This is a genomic window from Bordetella bronchiseptica, assembly GCF_900636925.1.
In the GTDB taxonomy this organism is placed as follows: Bacteria; Pseudomonadota; Gammaproteobacteria; order Burkholderiales; family Burkholderiaceae_B; genus Bordetella; species Bordetella pertussis.
The window spans coordinates 752,035-769,329 of sequence record NZ_LR134326.1; the positions used below are offsets into that span (position 1 = coordinate 752,035).

Below are 17,295 nucleotides of genomic sequence, written 5' to 3' on the forward strand. Positions count from 1 at the left end.
GATCACTTGAAATTGTTCTTCCATTGGCGCAAAGCCGCAAAGACTTCCACGGGCGTTGCCAGGGAACGTCCGGACCAGACAGCAGCAGCGTGAGCAACGGCGGCATGCGGTGTGCGCAGGAAAGGATTGGTCTCGCGCTCCTGGCCGATCGTCGACGGCAAGGTGGGCGTCCCTTCGTTGCGCAGCTCCTGGGCCCGCTGGTACCACTGTTGCAGGGTGCGGTTGGCGGGTTCGACCGCCAGCGCCCAGCGCAAGTTCGCTAGAGTGTACTCGTGCGCACAGCAAACCTGTGTATCTGCCGGTAAGGCAGATAATTTCTCCAATGAATCAAGCATTTGCGCCGGGGTTCCCTCGAACAGCCGGCCACAGCCGCCGGCAAACAGGGTGTCGCCACAGAAAAGCACGCGCTCGACGCCGGCCGCGCGGCCGGTGTAGGCGATGTGGCCGGCCGTGTGGCCGGGCACGTCCAGGACCTCCAGCGCCAGCGCCAGTTCGGGCAGCGTCACGCGGTCGCCCTCGGCCAGCCGCACGTCGCAGTGCGGCAGGGTTTCGCCGGCCGGGCCGTACACCGTCGCGCCGGTGGCCTGCACCAATTCCAGCACGCCGCCCACGTGGTCGGGGTGATGATGCGTGAGTAGAATGGCGCGCAGCGTGGCGCCGGTTGCGCGCAGCCAGCGCAGCACCGGCGCGGCGTCGCCGGGATCGACCACGGCGGCCTGGCCCTCATGGGCCAGGGCCCAGATATAGTTATCGGAAAAGGCCGGCAAGGGCACGACGGCGGACAGGGGGGGCGCGGTTTGCATATTGGAAAGGGATCGACAGCGTGGCAGAAGAAACTCCGCCGATTGTAGAACTGGCCGAATGGTTCCAGACGCCGCCGGGGCAGTACGTCCTGGCCTGGGAGCAGGCCCAGTTCGACGAGGCGGTGGCTGACATCTTCGGATATTACGCTTGGCAGGTGGGGCTGGCCGAGCCCAACCTGCTGCGCGCCAACCGCATGCCGTTCAAGGCCTGGGTGGGGGCCGGCGTGCCGCCGCCCGAGCTGGCGCAAGGCTGGCAGGCCTGCGTGGCGGCCGCGCCCGAGGCGCTGCCGTTCGAGTCGCAGAGCGTGGATCTGCTGGTGCTGCCGCACGCCTTCGAATGCGCCGAGGCGCCCCATCTGGTGCTGCGCGAGGTCGAGCGCGTGCTGGTGCCCGAAGGGCGGGTGGTGATTTCCGGCTTCAACCCCTGGAGCCTGTGGGGGGCGCGCAATCTCATGCCCGGCATGGAGGCCTGGCTGCCGCTGCCCCTGTCGGCGCAGGTCGCGCTGCCGCGCCTGAAGGACTGGTTCAAGCTGCTGTCGTTCGAGGTCGAGCGCGGGCGGTTCGGCTGCTACGCGCCCGCCTGCCGCACCGACAAGTGGCTGCGCCGCTGGCGCTTCATGGAGCGCTACGGCCAGCGCTGGTGGGGCCTGGGCGGCGCCGTGTACGTGGTGACCGCCACCAAGAAGGTCGCCGCCATGCGCCTGATCGGCCCGGCCTGGAAGACGCGCCGCAAGCGCGCCCAGGCCGCCTCGGTGGCGGTCAATCGCCAGGCCGACGATCCGGGCCGGTGATAATGCCGTACTTTCATTCCGGCGCGCCGGGCCGATCCGGCGCGCCCCGATACGGACACTATGCAGAATCTAGAAGGTAGCGGCGACGGCCAGCAGGTGGAAATGTGGACCGACGGCGCATGCAAGGGCAATCCCGGCCCGGGCGGATGGGGCGTGCTGATGCGCGCCGGCCAGCACGAGAAAACCATGCACGGCGGCGAACGCCAGACCACCAACAACCGCATGGAGCTGATGGCCGTCATCGAGGGCCTGCGGGCGCTGAAACGGCCGTGCCGCGTCACCATCCACACCGATTCCCAATATGTCATGAAAGGCATGACGGAATGGCTGGCGAACTGGAAGCGGCGCGGCTGGCGCACGGCCGACAAGAAACCGGTCAAGAACGTCGAGCTGTGGCAGGCCCTGGACGAGCAGGTCGGCCGGCACCAGGTGCAGTGGCGCTGGGTGCGCGGGCACGCCGGCGATCCGGGCAACGAGCGCGCCGACGCCCTGGCCAACCAGGGGGTGGAGGCCGCGCGGGGCCGCTAGCGCACCAGGGATATCCCTAAACGGGCGGCATTGCATGGCACGGCGGGTCCGAATTCCGCGAAACTGCAGGGTAGTGCTGTGCCAAGATGTAAACGCGGGTGCTACAGTGCCAGACTTCCCAATTTGCTGCCGCATCGCCCGGTCGGTGCGGCCTTGCCACGTTTTCGCATGAAGAAAGCCGCATTGATTGCCGCAGTCGCCGCCGGGCTGGCCGCGGGGGCTGCCCTGGGCCTCTATGTGCCGCGCTGGCTCTCCAATTCCGGCGCGCCGGTGACGCCGCTGGCCCAGCCCGGCGTGACGCCGGCGGCCGTCCGGGTCGAAACCGCCAAGGTGGTGGAGACGCCGTTCGCGCGCGGGATCGCCGCCGTGGGCAGCCTGCGCTCTGACGAGTCGGTGGTGCTGCGCCCCGAAGTGGCGGGCCGCATCCAGCACATCGATTTCAAGGAAGGCGAGGCGGTGCGGGCCGGGCAGACCCTGGTGCGGCTGGACGACTCGGTGCCGCGCGCCGAGCTGGACCAGGCGCGCGCCAACCTGGCGCTGGCGCAAAGCCAGTTCCGGCGCGCCCAGGACCTGCAGGGCCGCGGCTTTGTCAGCCAGCAGGCGCGCGACGAGGCGGCCAGCTCGCTGAAGGTGCAGCAGGCCGCGGCCGCGCTGGCCCAGGCCCGGCTGGACAAGATGACGATACGCGCGCCGTTTGCCGGCATCGTGGGACTGCGCGACGTGTCCGTGGGCGACTACGTCAACCAGGGGCAGGACCTCGCGCCGCTGGAGGCGATCGATCCGCTCAAGGTCGATTTCCGCGTGCCCGAGATGTATTTCAGCAAGGTGGGCGTGGGCCAGATGCTCAGCGTGCGGCTCGATGCCCTGCCCGGCGAGCAGCGCCAGGGCGTGGTGTACGCCGTCAGCCCGCTGGTCGACGCGGGCGGCCGCTCGATCCTGCTGCGCGCCACCGTGGCCAACCCCGACAGCGTGCTGCGTCCGGGCATGTTCGCGCGCGTGCAGCTGCTGTTCGGCCAGGAAAAGGCGCTGGCGGTGCCCGAGGCGGCGTTGTCGCCGTCGGGCCAGACCCAGTATGTGTTCCGCGTGCGCGATGGCGTGGCGCAGCGGGTCGAGGTGACGGTGGGCGAGCGGCGCGAAGGCCGGGTCGAGCTGCTAACCGGCGTGGGCGCCGGCGACGAGGTGGTGGTGGCCGGCCTGCAGCGCCTGACCGATGGCGCGCCGGTCACGATCATCGCCAACGGTTCGTAGGCGGGGCGCGCCATGGTGCTCTCGGAAATCTGCATCCGCCGGCCGGTCTTCGCGTCGGTGCTCTCGCTGATCATCGTCCTGATCGGCCTTATTTCGTATACGCGCCTGAGTGTGCGCGAATATCCCAAGATCGACGAGCCCATCGTCTCGGTCGACACCACCTACAAGGGCGCCTCGCCCGAGGTGATCGAGTCGCAGGTCACCAAGCCCCTGGAAGACCAGCTGGCGGGCATCGAGGGCGTGGACGTGATGACCTCGCGCAGCCGCTCCGAGCGCAGCCTGATCAACATCAAGTTCAGCCTCTCGCGCGATCCGGACGCCGCGGCCGCCGAAGTGCGCGACAAGGTATCGCGGGCGCGCCGCTTCCTGCCCGACGAGATCGACGAGCCCATCATCGGCAAGGTCGAGGCCGATTCCCAGCCCATCATCTACATCGCGGTCGAATCCGGCTCGTACTCGGCCATCCAGACCTCGGACTACATCAACCGCTATATCAAGACCCGCCTGTCGGTGCTGCCGGGCGCGGCCGAGGTGCGCGTGTTCGGCGAGCGCCTGCCGTCGATGCGCATCTACGTGGACCGCGACAAGCTGGCGGCCTACGGGCTGACGGTGCAGGACGTGGAGGCGGCGCTGCGCAGCCAGAACGTGGAGATCCCGGCCGGGCGCATCGAATCGCGCGCGCGCGAATTCTCGGTGGTGTCCTCGACCGACCTGCAGACGCCGGCCCAGTTCGAGGATGTGGTGGTGGCCAACGTCAAGGGCTATCCGGTGCGCCTGCGCGACGTGGCCAAGGTGGAGATCGGCGCGGCCAATGATCGCGTGCTGTCGCGCTACAACGGGCGTTCGGCCATCAATATCGGCCTGACGCGCCAGTCCACCGCCAATCCGCTGGAGCTCTCCAAGGCGGTGCGCGCCGAGATCGTGCAGCTCAACCAGAGCCTGCCGGCCGGAATGAAGCTGAACATCGCCTATGACTCGTCGGTGTTCATCGAGCGTTCGATCGACTCGGTGTTCAAGACCATCGGCGAAGCCATCATCCTGGTGGTGCTGGTGATCTTCTTCTTCCTGCGCAACCTGCGCGCCAGCATCATCCCCATCGTCACCATCCCGGTATCGCTGGTGGGCGCCTGCGCCCTGATGTACCTGTTCGGCTTTTCGATCAACACCCTGACCCTGCTCGCGATGGTGCTGGCCATCGGGCTGGTGGTCGACGACGCCATCGTGGTGCTGGAGAACATCTTCCGGCACATCGAGGAAGGCATGCCGCGCAAGCAGGCGGCGTTCCAGGGGTCGCGCGAGATCGGCTTCGCGGTGGTGGCGATGACCCTGACCCTGGTCACGGTGTACGCGCCGCTGGCGTTCGCCACCGGCCGCACCGGGCGGCTGTTCATCGAATTCGCGCTGGCGCTGGCGGGCGCCGTGCTGGTGTCGGGCTTCGTGGCGCTGACGCTTACCCCCATGATGTGCTCGGTGCTGCTGCGGCACCAGCACAGCCACAATCGCTGGTACAACCTGATCGAGGGCTGGCTGGAAGCGCTGGGGCGCGGCTACCGGCGCGCGCTGGAGCTGGCCTTGCGCCATCGCTGGACGGTGGTGGGCGTGGGCGCCGTGGTGGCGGCCGCCAGCGGGGTGCTGTTCTCGGTGGTCAAGAGCGAACTGGCCCCGATCGAGGACCGCGGCGTCGTGTTCGGCATCGTCAGCGCACCCGAAGGCGCCACGCTGAACTACACGCTCGACAGCATGCTGGGCATCGAACAGTTCTACGCCGCCATCCCGGAGGCCGCCACCGCCCAGGTGACGGTGGGCTTTCCGACGGTCACCGACGGCACGGCCATCCTGCGCCTGACGCCCTGGGAGGAGCGCACCCGGCGCCAGCAGCAGATCGCCCAGGAGCTGCAGCCCAAGTTCGCGTCGCTGCCGGGCGTGCGGGCGTTCCCGACCAATCCGCCCTCGCTGGGGCAGTCGGCCCGTTCCAAGCCGGTGGAATTCATCATCATGAGCCAGGCCTCGTATCCCGAGCTGGCCAAGCTGGTCGGCGTGTTCACCAATGCGCTGCGCGACTATCCCGGCCTGCAGAACATCGATACCGACCTGCGCCTGAACACCCCCGAACTGCGCGTGCACGTCGATCGCGACAAGATGGCCGACGTGGGGGCCAGCGTCGAAGTGGTCGGGCGCACCCTGGAATCCATGCTGGGGGGGCGGCAGGTCACGCGCTACAAGGACCAGGGCGAACAGTACGACGTGATCGTGCAGGTGGTGCAGGGCGACCGCGCCACGCCCACCGACATCTCGGGCATTTACGTGCGGGCGCGCGATGGCAGCATGGTGCAGCTGGACAACCTGCTGTCGGTGCGCGAAAGCGTGTCGCCGCAGTCGCTCAACCACTTCAACCGCTTGCGCGCGGTCAAGGTCGACGCAGCGGTGGCGCCGGGCTATGCGCTGGGCGAAGTGCTCGACCACATGCACCGGGTGGCGCGCGACGTGCTGCCCAATACGGTGATCACCGACCTCGATGGCCAGTCGCGCGAGTTCCGCGACTCGTCGGGCAGCATCTACCTGGTGTTTGCCATGGCGCTGGCTTTCATCTACCTGGTGCTGGCGGCCCAGTTCGAGAGCTGGCGCAATCCCTTCATCATCATGCTGTCGGTGCCGCTGTCGATGACCGGGGCGTTGCTGGCGCTGTGGCTGACCGGCGGCACGCTGTCCATCTACAGCCAGATCGGCCTGATCACCCTGGTGGGGCTGATCACCAAGCACGGCATCCTGATCGTCGAATTCGCCAACCAGCTGCGCGACCAGGGCAAGGCCATGCACGAGGCCGTGGTCGAGGCCAGCGTGCTGCGCCTGCGTCCCATCCTGATGACGACCGGCGCCATGGTGCTGGGCACCGTGCCGCTGGCGCTGGCGCAGGGCGCGGGCGCCGAATCGCGCCAGCAGATCGGCTGGGTGCTGGTCGGCGGGCTGATGCTGGGTACACTACTGACTTTGTTCGTGGTGCCGGTGGCGTATTCGATGATCGCCGCGGCGCGCCCGCAAGGGCAGCGCACCGGCGCCAGCCATACCGGGCCGGCCGTCGCGCCGCCCGCCTCGGAGTAGCACCGCTTATGCGCCAGATCATTTTCGATACGGAAACCACCGGCCTGGACCCGGCCCAGGGCCATCGCATCGTCGAAATCGGTTGCGTCGAGATCGTCAACCGGATGGTCACGGGCAACAATCTGCACCTCTACCTGAACCCTGACCGCGACAGCGACCCCGAGGCGCTGGCGGTGCACGGCCTGACCACCGAGTTCCTGGCCGACAAGCCGCGCTTTGCCGAAGTGGCCGAGCAATTCCTGGCTTTCATCGCCGACGCCGAGCTGATCGCCCACAACGCCGCGTTCGACGTCAAGTTCTTCAACGCCGAGCTGCAGCGCATCGGCCGCGATCCGCTGAACACCCACTGCGAGAACATTGTCGATTCGCTGCTGCATGCGCGCAGCCTGCACCCCGGCAAGCGCAACTCGCTCGACGCGCTGTGCGACCGCTACGGCATCTCCAACGCCCACCGGACCCTGCACGGCGCCTTGCTCGACTCGCAGCTGCTGGCCGAGGTCTGGCTGGCGATGACGCGCGGCCAGGACGCCTTGCTGATCGACGTCGATGACCAGGGCGCGAACGCCAACGGCGCGTTGGTGCTGGGCAAGTTCGATGCCTCGGTGCTGACCGTGCTGGCCGCCAGCGAAGCGGAATTGGCCGAGCATGCGGCCTATCTGCAGGCGCTGGACAAGGCGGTCGGCGGGGCCTGCGCCTGGCGCGCGATCGAGCCGCTGCCCGCGGAATCCGGGCAGCCTGGCTGAGCCTGCGGGCGGTCGTTTGCACACAATGTTTTTTTCGTGCTAGAATTTCGCCTCTTTCGGGGTGGTTAGCTCAGTGGTAGAGCACTGCCTTCACACGGCAGGGGTCACAAGTTCGAAACTTGTACCACCCACCAGCATCCCAGAAGGGCCGGTCGCTTGCAAAAGCACCGGCCCTTCTTCATTTCCGCTTCCTTTTTTCTACCTTTGCGCGAGCGCGTGCTGCGTCTTGTGGCGCGGGCGGGCCGTCGCCGTTGATTTGGCGCAAGCCTGCGCCTGCGGTAGAGTCCGCAAGGCAGGCACGGCAGCTAAGATGGGGCGGGGTTGCCGTTTTGGGGAGGCGCCGGTGGCGCGCGCGGGCCGCATCGTCGCGGGGCGGCCGCGGCCAGGTCAACCAGGGAGAACAAAAGCATGCACCCGGATACGAACACGATGCTGATCATCATCGCGGCGGCCGTCGCCTTGATGATCGTGGGCTTCGGCCTGCGCGACCGCAACCTTGGCCTGGGCCTGCTGGGCATCGGCCTGATCGCCGCGCTCGCGACGATCGCCTACAAGGCATACATTACCTTCAACTCTTTCTACTACTGAGCCGGCCGCGGGGCCGGCACGCGCGGCATGTTAGGATGCGCCGCGTGCGGACGGCCGGGTGCTGTCTGTGCGCATCCCCGGGCCTGCGCGCCAGGCCTGGGCTATCGTCGAACAACGACCATGGCTTGCGCGCCGCCCGTTCATTATCCATGGACCTCCGTGGCGCCTGGCCAGCCAACAGGAGGATGATGTGTTCAAACTGATGTCTCGTTCAGCCGTGAAAATGGTTGAGCGCTATTTGCCCGACCCTTACGTATTCGTGGTGCTGCTGACGCTGGTCGCCGCCGGCGCGGCCATGATCATCGAGGGCCAGACCCCCATGGCCGTCGTGCGCTGGTGGGGCAACGGCTTCTGGGGGCTGCTGACTTTCGCGATGCAGATGCTGCTGGTGCTGGTCACCGGCTACATGCTGGCCAGCACGCCGCTGGTCAAGCGGATGCTGGCGCGGCTGGCCAGCCTGGCCACCAGCGCCGGCGGGGCGATCATCCTGGTCAGCGTGGTGTCGCTGGCCGCCAGCTGGATCAACTGGGGCTTCGGGCTGGTGGTGGGCGCGCTGTTCGCCAAGCAGATCGCCCGCCAGGTGCGGGTCGATTACCGGCTGCTGGTGGCCAGCGCCTATTCCGGCTTCATCATCTGGCACGGCGGTCTGGCCGGCTCGATTCCGCTGACCATCGCGACCGAGGGGCATTTCTCCGCCGACAAGATCGGCATCATTCCCACCGGCGATACGATTTTCGCGGTATTCAACCTGGTGATCGTGGTGGCGATGTTCATCCTCGTGCCGCTGGTCAACCGGCTGATGCTGCCCGACGAGAAGGAAAGCGTCTATGTCGATCCGGCGCGCCTGGAAGAGGCCTCGGTGCCGGCCTCGGACGACGACAAGCGTCCGGCCGCGCGCCTGGAGAACAGCAGGCTGCTGGCCTGGCTGATCGCCGCGGGCGGGCTGGCCTACATGTTCGACTACTACGTCGTGCGCGGCGCCGGCCTGAACCTCAATGTCATCAACTTCAGCTTCCTGATCCTGGCCATCCTGCTGCACGGCACGCCGCGCCGCCTGCTGGCCAGCCTGGACGAAGCCATCAAGGGAGGCGCGGGCATCGTGATCCAGTTCCCGTTCTATGCGGGAATCATGGCCATCATGATGGACTCGGGGCTGGCCGCCACCTTGTCCGAGTGGTTCGTGTCGATCGCCTCGGCCGCCACGCTGCCGTTCTGGACCTTCATCAGCGCCGGCATCGTGAACATCTTCATTCCGTCGGGCGGCGGGCAATGGGCGGTGCAAAGCCCCATCGTGATCAGCGCGGCGCAGGCGCTCGGCGCGGATATGCCGAGGGTGGCGATGGCCGTTGCCTGGGGCGACGCCTGGACCAACATGCTCCAGCCGTTCTGGGCCTTGCCGGTGCTGGCGATTGCCGGCCTGAAGGCCAAGGACATCATGGGCTATTGCATCATCCAGCTGCTGGTGACCGGCGTCATCATTTCGGTGGGACTGAGCTTCTTCTAGCCCGGCGCCAGCCGCCTACCTGCCCTCGGGCAGGGGCGGCGCGCCCAGTTTCTCGAAGGCTTCCACGGCGCCGTCGTGCAGGGGAATGCTCAATCCGCGCCCGGCGTTGGCCGCGGATACCTGCGCACCCTGCGCGGACCCGGCGGCCAGCAGGTCCTGCCCGGCCCGGTATACCACGTCCACCATATGCGCGGCCTCGTCGCGCGTCAGATCGGCCGTGGTGACCAGCAGCGCCGCCATGCCCACCGTGGGGATGGCCGCGGCCTGGCTGGGGTAGGTGTTGGCCGGGATGTCCAGCGCCATCAGGGTCGGATCGGCCTGCACCAGCTTGTCGATCGCAGCCCGGTCCAGCGGCAGCAGCGCCAGGCGCGCCTGGGTCAGCGCCGCGCGCAAGGGCGCGGCCGGCGTACCGATGACCTGCGCCACCGCGTCGACCCGTCCTTCGCTCAGCTGCGGCAGGGCCGCGGCGGCCGGCGTGTCGATGACTGCATAGTCGCGCCCCGGCTGCAGCCCATGGGCTGCCAGCACGGTCTCCAGCGTGGTGCGTACCGCCGAGCCCGCCGGGCCCAGGGCAATCTTCTTGCCGCGCAGCGCGCCCACCGTGGCCATGCCATCGCCCTGGCGCACCACGATGTGCACCAGCTCCGGATACAGGCTGCCCAGCGCGCGCAACCCGGAGAACGGTCCCTGGCTTTCGAACGGCCCCTTGCCCTCGTAGGCCAGTTGCGCGATGTCGGCCTGCGACAGGGCGGCCACCGCCGCGCCGCTGCGCAGCATGGCCATGTTGTCCGCGCTGCCGCCGGTAATGAGGGGAATGACGCGCACCTGCTCGTTGCGCCCGATCGCGGCCAGCGCCTGGCCGAACGCCAGGTACTCGCCCTTGTCGGGGCCGGTCGCCAGCGGGTAGCCCTTTTGCAGGCGGGCAAGCCGGCCATTGATGCGCGCCACCGAGCGCTCCAGCTCCTGTTGCACCACGTGCTGGGCGGTGCTGGAGGCGCTGTAGGGCACGGAACGCGTGATCTGCTCCAGCGTCTGGAGCAGCTGGCGCGTCACCGGCGGCGGCGCGCCGGTGTCCAGCGAGGGCGCTTCGGTGGCCGTGAAGCTGGCCGGGGCGACGTGCACCCATTGCTCTGCGTCGCGCTGGTAGATGGCGCTGGCGTGGGCGACGATCTGGTCGCCGGCGGCATTGCCGCTGGATTTCACCCCCGAGATGCTGCGCGGCCCGGCGCCCAGCAGGCTGACCAGCGCGGCGGCGCCGGGCTGGTCCCAGGCGCCCAGGGTGAGGTCCTTCTTCAGGCCCAGCACCACATCGTAATAGACCACCCGGCGCGTCTGGCCCGGCGGGGCCGTGCTGTCGGTGGCCGAGCCCATGCGGCGCAGCGCGACGATGTCGAACAGGTCCGGGCCGTACGTGGCGGCCAGGGTCTGGCCGACATCGCGCTGCAGGATCTCGGTATCGGGAGCGCGGCTGCAGGCGGCCAGCAGCAGGCAGGCGGAGAGAATGAGCCAGCGGATGAACATGGTCACATGCCTCCCACGAACGGCAGGGCGATCAGCGAGGTCAGGACGATCACGTTCAGGATGTCGACCAGGAACGCGCCGGTGACCGGCACCACGATGAACGATTCGGGCGCCGGGCCGTGGCGCCGCGTCAGCGCCTGCATATTGGCGATGGCCGTCGCGGTGGCGCCCATGGCGAAACCGCAGAACGCCGCCGCCATGACGGCCGCCTCGTAGTCGCGCTTGAGCATCCGGAACACCGCCCAGCCGGCATACAGCGCGCACACCAGCGCCTGCGCCACCAGCATCAGCGCCAGCGGGCCGGCCAGCCGCACCACGCTGGACAGGTCCAGCGTCATCATGGTCAGGCCCAGGAACAGCGACAGCGAGATCGATCCGATGATTTCCGAGACCCGGTCGTCCAGCCGTATGCCGACGTATCCGCCGAAGTTGCGGATGATCGCGCCGGTGGCCAGGCACCACAGGAAATTCGGCAGGCTGATCGGGGCGTCCTCGACCAGGCCCGCCAGGTAGGTGCCGACCACGACCGTCACGAATACCGCCGTCAGCGAGGTGATGAACGACGTGGCGGTGGGCGCCTCGGCGGTGGTCTCGACTTCGGGCAGTACCTGGTTGGCGTCCTTGCCGGCCATGCGCGGGTCCAGCTTGTGCCGGCGGATCAGCCATTCGGCCACCGGGCCGCCGATGATGCCGCCGAGCACCAGGCCGATCGTGGCGGCGGTCATGGCCAGCGCCATGACGTCCTGGATATTGTTGATGTCGGCAAAGCGCGCCGCGTAGGCGGCGCCGGTGCCGTGCCCGCCCACCAGGGTGATGGTGCCGCCGATCAGCCCCATCAGCGGATGCATGTCCAGCAGCCAGGCCAGGCCCAGGCCGACGGCGTTCTGCAGCACCAGGAAGGGAATCAGCGCCAGCAGGAAGGCGATCAGGCGCGGCCCGCCGCGCGCCAGCAGCTTGAGGTCGGCGGTCAGGCCGATGCAGCCGAAGAAGATCAGCAGCAGGGTGGGTTTGATGTTGGTCTCGAGCGAGATCTGGATCCCGCCCCAGGTGCCCAGGGCGGTGGCCAGGACCGCGAACAGCAGGCCGCCGACGATGGGGTCGGGAATGCTGTAGCGCGACAGCACGCCGATGCGCGTGGTCAGAATGCGGCCTGCGACCAGCACCAGGCAGCAGGCCAGAAGCGACTGAACGGGCGTGAGGGAAATCATGCGAGCCTTTGGCCCTCCAGGGCCGGTTGAAACCTCAGGACGAACTAGCGCTGCGCGAAAGCCGTGGCCGGGCGCAACGGCGCGTGCGCCTGGCCGGCTGCTCCATGACCGGCCTGTCCGCTGGCCGGATTTCCGGGCGGCGGGCAGTCTCGCTGATGGCCTATTGTGGGCCAGTTGACCGCCGGGCTCAATATTTCAGCCGGCCAGGTCGGCGCGCACCATGTAGCGGGCCCCGTCGCCATAGCCGGCCAGCTTGGCGCGCAGCGCGTCCGAATCCGCCAGGGGCTGGTAGCCATGCCGCAGCCAGTAGCCGACGGCCGGGGCCAGCGCCACCAGGCTGGCGCGCCGCAGGCCCAGGCGCCGCGCCTGCGCGCGTCCGCCGGCCAGCAAGGCCGCGGCCACGCCGCCGCCCTGGGCGGCGGGCAGCACGGCGCAATCATGGACGAACCAGGTATCGGCGGCGCCCGGCAGGCGCTCGAGCGATCGGTCCAGGGCCGGCGGCAGGCCGGCGTCCCAGGGATAGGCGATCAGGTAACCGATGAGATCCTGGCCGTCCAGCGCGACCTGGCAGGTGGCTGGCGCGATCTCGATCCGGTTCTGGAACAGGGCGGCGCTCTCGAGCAGGCTGGCCGGGTACACAGCGGCCTGGACTCGCAGCACTGCCTCCACGTCGGCCGGCCGCATTGTTCGCACAATGTAACTTTGGGGCACGTACTTCTCCGTTCGGGGTGCGGCGATTTTACCGAAGCCCGGCGAACGCTCCCAACGGCAGCGGATTTGATGAAAATTTGACGGGGCTTCACGAATACTGGCGGCCGTTCCCGTCAATTTCGCCGTGGTGTGTTCATGTATACCGAATTCCGATCCCAGCTGCTTGCCGGCGCCGGCACGTCCGCCGCCGGGCAGGCCGCGCGCATGGCGGTGCTGGCGGGGGACGGCGCCACCGGCGTGCAGGTCAGCTGCGTGGTGCCGGGCCTGAACGAGGCGGCCAACCTGCGGGTGCTGGTGCCGGCCCTGCGCGCCTGCCTGGAGCAATGGTGTGCCAGCTGGGAAATCATCGTCGTCGACGACGGCAGCACCGACGATACCGCCGAGCTGATGGCGCAATGGTCCGCGGTCGAGGGCATCCGCTACGTGCAGCTGTCGCGCAATTTCGGCAAGGAGGCCGCCCTGACAGCCGGCCTGGAAGCCGCGGACGGCGACGCCGTCATCTGTCTGGACGCCGACATGCAGCATCCGCCCGAACTGATAGGCGACATGCTGGCGGCCTGGCGCAACGGCGCCGACATGGTCTACGCGGTGCGGCGCCAGCGCGACGACGAGCCGTGGTTCAAGCGTGTCGGCGCCCGCGCGTTCTACCGCCTGCTGAGCACGGCGCGCGGCGTCGAGGTGCCGCCGCACGCGGGCGACTTCCGCCTGATGGACCGCCGCGTGGTCGAGGCCCTGGTGGCGCTGCCCGAACGCACCCGCTTCATGAAGGGGCTGTATGCCTGGGTGGGCTTCAAGTCGCAGGCCGTGCCCTACACCCCGCAAGCGCGCCGCCATGGCGCCAGCCACTTCAGCGCCTGGAAGCTGTTTCGCCTGGCCTGCGACGGCCTGACCGCCTTCACCACCTGGCCGCTGCGGCTGGTCAGCCTCATCGGCGTGCTGTTCGCGCTGCTGTCGCTGTCCTACGGCGGTTACCTGGTGGCCGACTATCTCATCAGCGGCAACGCGGTGTCCGGCTGGACCACCATCGTCACCGCGCTGCTGTTCTTTGCCGGCATCAACCTGATTTCGCTGGGCGTGGTGGGCGAGTACGTGGCCCGGATCTTCGACGAAGTGAAAGGCCGGCCCCTGTTCATCGCCCGTCAACGCCGCGGGCGCGCCAAGCGCGCGGCCAAGGCGCGTTCCCAATGACTCTCGCTACCCGATCCATGCAACCCCATGCGGTTTCCCCTGGCCAGGCCAGGCCCTGGCCCCTGCCCGCGGCGGGCTGGCTGCTTCTCGCGGTCGGCGTCTGGCTGGCCTTCCTGTCCTGGATGCGGCCCCTGGCGCTGCCCGACGAAGGGCGCTACGCCGGCGTGGCCTGGGACATGCTGCGCAACGGCTCGTTCGCGGTGCCGCTCATCGACGGCATGCCGTATTTCCACAAGCCGCCGCTGTACTACTGGCTGGCCGAGCTGTCGTTTCGCCTGTTCGGCGTCAACGAATGGGCGGCGCGCCTGCCCTCGGCGCTGGCCGCCTGGGCCAGCGCCGTCGCGCTGTACCTGTTCGTGCGCCGCCATCGCGACGCCGCGTCCGCGACGCTCTGCGTGCTGGTGCTGGCCACGCTGCCGCTGTTTTTCGGCGGTGCCCAGTACGCCAACATGGACATGCTGGTGGCCGGCATGATCACGCTGTGCGTGCTGGCCGGCGCCGACACGGCGCTGCGTGTCCGCGGCGGGCAGGCCTGGCGCGCCATGGCGCTGGCCACCGGCGTGTGCGCCGCGCTGGCCATGCTGGCCAAGGGGCTGATCGGGCTGGTGCTGCCGGGCGCGATCCTGCTGGCCTGGCTGGCGTGGCGGCGCGACTGGCGCGGCCTGCGGGCCTTGCTGTGGCCGCCCGCCATCCTGGCGTTCGCGGTGGTGGCCGTGCCCTGGTTCTGGCTGATGCAGGTACGCTACCCGGGCTTTTTCCAGTACTTCTTCGTCCACCAGCATTTCGAGCGTTTCGCGCAGACCGGCTTCAACAATGTGCAGCCGTTCTGGTTCTACCTGCCCGTCATCGCGGGCCTGGCATTGCCGTGGTCGTTGTGGGCCGGCGGCTTGCTGCGCAAGCAATTCTGGGCCGCCGACGCCGACCCGGACGGCTTGCGCCGCCTGGCGCTGGTCTGGCTGGCGGTCATCGTGGCGTTTTTCTCCATGCCGCAGTCCAAGCTGGTCGGCTACATCATGCCGGTGCTGCCGCCGCTGGCCTTCCTGCTGGCCGAAGTGGTGATGGGCGCCTTGCGCGACCCGGCGGTGGCGCGGGCCACGCGCCGCATGGCGCGCGTCAGCGCCCTGGTGGCGGTGGCCATCTGCGTGACCGCGGTGTTCGTGGCGTCGTTCAACGCCCGCGGCAGTTCGCGCGAGCTGGCCCTGTCGCTGCGCGGCGAGTTGCGGCCGGACGACACGCTGGTGGCCCTGCATACCTATCCGTTCGACCTGCAGCTGTATGCCCATGCGGCCCGGCCGATGTGGGTGGTCGACGACTGGAGCAACCCCGAGATTCCCAAGCGCGACAATTGGCGCCGGGAGCTCTACGACGCGGTCCAGTTCGAGCCGGCCCTGGGCGAGCGGCTGCTGGTCTCGGCAGATACTTTCCAGCAGCGCCTGTGCCAGGCGCCGGAGGGCAGCCGTTACTGGGTCTGGGGCACGGCGGCCGACGAAGAGGCGTACGCGCCGCTGCGCGGCCAGGCGGCGCGCTTTGCCGACGCGCGGCGCAGCCTCTGGCTGGTGCTGGTGGACGAAGCCTTCAAGGGGCGTGTCTGTGACGGAACGCCCACAGGCGGCTAGCGACGAATGTCAGGAAGGCCAGCCCGATCAACACCAGGGCCAGCAGCACGTCATAGGGCAGCGACGTGGCGTGCAGCAGCCAGGCATATGACAACTCATTGATGGCGAAACCCAGGGCTGACACAAGGAAGAAACGCCGGGCGGCTATGGTCCAGGATGCCGCAAGGTGGCGGAAAGTGAGTCTGAAATGACCAGTGAACGATACGACGAAGGCCAGCAGCCAGCCCACCACGTTGGCCCCCAGCGGGGGCAGGCCGGCCCATTCCACGCAGGCGACCGCGACGGCCCAATGGGTGGCGGCCGCGGCGCATCCGACGGCAATGAACCAGGCAATCTGTCGCAGCAGGCCGCGCATGTCGAAGAGGTGTCTCCCTTGAGGAACCAGGCCGGCGATGTCCGTTGCCGGCGCATCGCGGTGTGCGGCGATGATTTTGGCATGAACGAGGCCATCGATGGCGCGCTGATCGAATTGGCCGGCGCGGGACGCCTGAGCGCGGTCAGCTGCATGCCGCTGGCGCCGGCGTTCGCCGCCGATGCGCCGGCGCTGGCGCGCCTGGACGTCGACCTGGGCGTCCATGTCGATTTCACCGAAGCCTTTGCCGGCGCCGCCCCGGCCGCGCCCGGGCTGGCGGCCCTGCTGTGGCGCGCCTACGCCGGCCAGCTGGATCCGGACTGGATAGATGCGCGGCTGGCCAGCCAGTTCGACGCGTTCGAACGGGCATTCGGCCGCGCGCCCGACTACGTCGACGGCCACCAGCACGTGCATCAGCTGCCCGGCATCCTGCCGCGCCTGCGCGCCCTGCTCAAGCGGCGCTACGCCGGGCAGCGCATCTGGCTGCGGCATACCGCACCCGGCCTGCAGTTCGGGCTGCCGCTGGCCGAAGCCGCCAAGGCGCGGCTGATCGGCGCGCTGGGCGCCGGGGCGCTGGCGCGCGCCGCCGGCCAGGAGGGCTGGCAGACCAACCGGCGCATGCTGGGCGTCTACGGTTTCACGGGCGGGCCGCGGCGTTACGCCGGCCTGCTGCATCATTGGCTGATGAATGCGCGCGATGGCGATCTGCTGATGTGCCATCCGGGCTGGCCGCAGGTCCACGGCGCGGCGCACGCCTCCCAGCGCGCCGCCGAATACGAGGTGCTGGCGCACCCCGAACTGGGCACCTGGCTGGCGCGCAACGGCTTGCGCATCGTGCGCCTGAGCCAGGTCCGTGGCCGGCAGGCGAGCCAGGAATCGGGTAAGGTCCGGAATGTTCCGCATTCCGGCAGCTTCCGGCGCCTGGCAAGCCGTTTATGAGTTCTTCCTCGAAACAAACCCCCAAAACCATCAAGGAACGCTTCCTGCACGCGTTCTTCTTCGAAATCATCGCCATCGGCCTGAGCGCACCCGTCGCCGCCTGGGCCATGGACCAGCCGCTGTTCGACATGGGCGTGCTGACCGCCGTCATCGCCTGGATCGCGCTGCTGTGGAACATGGTCTACAACGCCGGCTTCGAACGGCTGGAGCGCCGCTTCGGCGTGGTCCGTACCATGCCGGTGCGCGTGGCGCATGCGGTGGGCTTCGAGCTGGGCCTGGTGCTGATCATCGTGCCGCTGGCCGCCTGGTGGCTGGCCATCAGCTTCTGGGAAGCCTTCATGCTGGACATCGGCCTGCTGATGTTCTACCTGCCCTACGCCTTCTTCTACAACCTGGCCTATGACAAGCTGCGCGCGCGCTGGTGGGGCCGGATCGAGCCGGCCGGCGCCTGAGCCG

16 protein-coding genes and 1 tRNA gene are annotated in these 17,295 nt (G+C 68.7%); 12 read left to right on the plus strand and 5 right to left on the minus strand.

Translation table 11 applies throughout. The annotated features are described in order from the left end of the window. Positions 1–2: 2 nt before the first annotated feature. Complete coding sequence (gloB, locus tag EL288_RS03565) at positions 3–803, minus strand: hydroxyacylglutathione hydrolase (protein WP_010927090.1); 801 nt, start codon at positions 801–803, stop codon at positions 3–5. 20 nt (positions 804–823) lie between these two features. On the opposite strand from gloB, the gene EL288_RS03570 reads away from it, so the two are divergent. The 8 genes from EL288_RS03570 (at position 824) to EL288_RS03605 (ending at position 9,304) form a co-directional block, all read left to right on the plus strand. Next, a complete protein-coding gene (locus EL288_RS03570; RefSeq protein ID WP_003814735.1) occupies positions 824–1,594 on the plus strand; it encodes a class I SAM-dependent methyltransferase in 771 nt (256 codons plus the stop codon). A gap of 60 nt (positions 1,595–1,654) precedes the next feature. Further along, entirely contained in the window at positions 1,655–2,122 is a 468-nt protein-coding gene (gene rnhA, locus EL288_RS03575; RefSeq protein WP_003814734.1) for a ribonuclease HI, read from the plus strand. 168 nt (positions 2,123–2,290) lie between these two features. Further along, entirely contained in the window at positions 2,291–3,370 is a 1,080-nt protein-coding gene (locus EL288_RS03580) for an efflux RND transporter periplasmic adaptor subunit (RefSeq protein WP_126621892.1), read from the plus strand. Between the two features lie 12 nt (positions 3,371–3,382). Further along, positions 3,383–6,469: an efflux RND transporter permease subunit gene (locus EL288_RS03585; RefSeq protein WP_003814731.1), complete on the plus strand. Its 3,087-nt coding sequence runs from the start codon at positions 3,383–3,385 to the stop codon at positions 6,467–6,469. Between the two features lie 8 nt (positions 6,470–6,477). After that, positions 6,478–7,212, plus strand: coding sequence for a DNA polymerase III subunit epsilon (gene dnaQ / locus EL288_RS03590; protein ID WP_003814730.1), 735 nt, complete (start codon positions 6,478–6,480; stop codon positions 7,210–7,212). A gap of 59 nt (positions 7,213–7,271) precedes the next feature. Then, positions 7,272–7,346: transfer RNA gene (locus EL288_RS03595), tRNA-Val, on the plus strand. A gap of 274 nt (positions 7,347–7,620) precedes the next feature. Continuing rightward, on the plus strand, positions 7,621–7,800 hold the full coding sequence (locus EL288_RS03600; RefSeq protein WP_003814728.1) for a hypothetical protein: 180 nt from the start codon (positions 7,621–7,623) through the stop codon (positions 7,798–7,800). A 190-nt stretch (positions 7,801–7,990) separates the two neighbouring features. Then, positions 7,991–9,304, plus strand: a complete 1,314-nt coding sequence (locus EL288_RS03605; protein WP_003814726.1) for a short-chain fatty acid transporter — start codon at positions 7,991–7,993, stop codon at positions 9,302–9,304. Between the two features lie 15 nt (positions 9,305–9,319). Here EL288_RS03605 and EL288_RS03610 read toward each other — a convergent pair whose 3' ends face one another. The 3 genes from EL288_RS03610 to EL288_RS03620 form a co-directional block, all read right to left on the minus strand. Beyond that, positions 9,320–10,831, minus strand: coding sequence for a TAXI family TRAP transporter solute-binding subunit (locus EL288_RS03610; protein WP_033469712.1), 1,512 nt, complete (start codon positions 10,829–10,831; stop codon positions 9,320–9,322). Then, positions 10,828–12,033 carry a sodium/glutamate symporter gene (gene gltS, locus EL288_RS03615; protein ID WP_010927088.1) on the minus strand — a complete coding sequence of 402 codons (1,206 nt, stop codon included), beginning with the start codon at positions 12,031–12,033 and terminating at the stop codon, positions 10,828–10,830. The genes EL288_RS03610 and gltS overlap by 4 nt, the downstream gene beginning before the upstream one ends. Before the next feature lie 195 nt (positions 12,034–12,228). Beyond that, the gene (locus tag EL288_RS03620; RefSeq protein WP_003814722.1) at positions 12,229–12,744 is read right to left on the minus strand and encodes a GNAT family N-acetyltransferase; all 516 of its coding nucleotides are present in this window, start codon (positions 12,742–12,744) and stop codon (positions 12,229–12,231) included. 129 nt (positions 12,745–12,873) lie between these two features. Here EL288_RS03620 and EL288_RS03625 point away from each other — a divergent pair, with 129 nt between their 5' ends. Together EL288_RS03625 and EL288_RS03630 are read left to right on the plus strand one after the other, a co-directional pair. Continuing rightward, positions 12,874–13,932, plus strand: coding sequence for a glycosyltransferase family 2 protein (locus tag EL288_RS03625; RefSeq protein WP_080703256.1), 1,059 nt, complete (start codon positions 12,874–12,876; stop codon positions 13,930–13,932). Next, the gene (locus tag EL288_RS03630; protein ID WP_003814717.1) at positions 13,929–15,548 is read left to right on the plus strand and encodes an ArnT family glycosyltransferase; all 1,620 of its coding nucleotides are present in this window, start codon (positions 13,929–13,931) and stop codon (positions 15,546–15,548) included. Before EL288_RS03625 ends, EL288_RS03630 begins: the two co-directional genes overlap by 4 nt. Here the strand turns inward: EL288_RS03630 and EL288_RS03635 are convergent. After that, complete coding sequence (locus tag EL288_RS03635) at positions 15,508–15,903, minus strand: GtrA family protein (protein WP_042962164.1); 396 nt, start codon at positions 15,901–15,903, stop codon at positions 15,508–15,510. The two genes, EL288_RS03630 and EL288_RS03635, sit on opposite strands and share 41 nt — an antisense overlap. Here EL288_RS03635 and EL288_RS03640 point away from each other — a divergent pair. Both EL288_RS03640 and EL288_RS03645 read left to right on the plus strand, forming a co-directional pair. Next, the gene (locus EL288_RS03640) at positions 15,838–16,839 is read left to right on the plus strand and encodes a ChbG/HpnK family deacetylase (RefSeq protein WP_162835034.1); all 1,002 of its coding nucleotides are present in this window, start codon (positions 15,838–15,840) and stop codon (positions 16,837–16,839) included. The genes EL288_RS03635 and EL288_RS03640 overlap by 66 nt on opposite strands. Next, positions 16,836–17,291, plus strand: a complete 456-nt coding sequence (locus EL288_RS03645; RefSeq protein WP_003814711.1) for a multidrug/biocide efflux PACE transporter — start codon at positions 16,836–16,838, stop codon at positions 17,289–17,291. Before EL288_RS03640 ends, EL288_RS03645 begins: the two co-directional genes overlap by 4 nt. The last annotated feature ends 4 nt before the right edge of the window (positions 17,292–17,295 follow it).